The following is a 1,238-nucleotide window of genomic DNA, read 5'->3' as shown; positions in this document are numbered from 1 at the left end:
ACGTATTCCAAGATCAAATCCTAGTAATATTTAGTTTTATTTTTTAGGCTGCATATTGCTGAAGAACGACATAAGGTGTTCCTCTTTTTACTACGGCAAACGCTCTAGCTATCAACTTATTTCTAACATTATTTATGGCCAGCATTTTATCCTTCCCCTCTGCTAATTTTCTATTGTAATATAATCGTAATTCACTATCATGTTGTATTGCTGAAACACTTGCCATACTTAGCAAACTCTTCATTTTTCTATCACCTAAATAATGACATTGCTTTCTTTTGTAAATACTAGTGCCTGAGCGATGTTCAAATGGTGCGGTGCCACAATAACTTGAAAAGGCTCGCCAACTAGCAAAACGTGTAAAGTTACCTGTGTGGTAGATAAGCTGACAGGCAACAACTAATCCAATACCTTTAAGACTTGTTAGCAATTCATAATTCTTACTCATCAATGCATCAGCAGATATAATCTCTTTTATACGTTCCTCTATCGATTTAACTTGCTTTTCTTGGTAATCAATACTACGTTTTAAGACAATACAACCTGTGTCTGTTGTGGGACTAGATAAAAGTACTTTCATCTCTTTTAATGTCCCTTTTAAGCCTGCATTGTTTCTAACCAGTAGATCCCGTAACGCTAGCAATCTACCTAATTCTAAATGAGACTTACTCTTAACTTGACTTGGTTTTAATTCTTCCCGGTAAAGCCATGCGTAACGCGCTATTAGTGCAGCATCTAATTTATCAGTCTTTTCTTTAACGATACCTGAACTGCGCTTAATCTTTAATGGACTTTCTTCTACATAAATAACCTTCTGACTATCTAGATAAAGCGCTAATTTTAAGGAATAATAGCCTGTATTCTCAAAACAGTAAAAAACAGCAACTCCTTTTGTAGTTTTTAAAACCCATTTTAATAAGCTTTTATACCCTACAATATCGTTAACAAACTCCCTGTGTACCTGAGATTGGTAACAATAAGCATCTATCGTATTTTTTGAAACATCGATTCCAACGACTTCTTTGTAATTTTTCATATTTTTACAATTAAAGTTTATAATTATGTTGCTTTAACTACTTCCTTTATCGGGAGTTAATACTCCTGGTATTCCAAATGGTTCTTGGCAACTTTATAGAAAGAGAGGACTCGTACGTGTAAGGGATCACTAATCTAAAACACGTTATAGTTCTCCTCTTTTTCTATATAAAGATATTTATTACAAACTAAAGAAACACGTT

General features: G+C 33.7%; 1 protein-coding gene. It reads right to left on the bottom strand.

All coding sequences use genetic code 11. The features are described from left to right. Positions 1-43: 43 nt before the first annotated feature. Entirely contained in the window at positions 44-1,036 is a 993-nt protein-coding gene (locus DFQ09_RS18710) for an IS110 family RNA-guided transposase (protein WP_115813160.1), read from the bottom strand. Positions 1,037-1,238 lie beyond the last annotated feature (202 nt).

The organism is Winogradskyella pacifica, from assembly GCF_003386275.1.
Classification (GTDB): domain Bacteria; phylum Bacteroidota; class Bacteroidia; order Flavobacteriales; family Flavobacteriaceae; genus Winogradskyella; species Winogradskyella pacifica.
The sequence above is the reverse complement of the archived record's forward strand: the minus strand, read 5'-3'. Positions and strand labels throughout refer to the sequence as shown.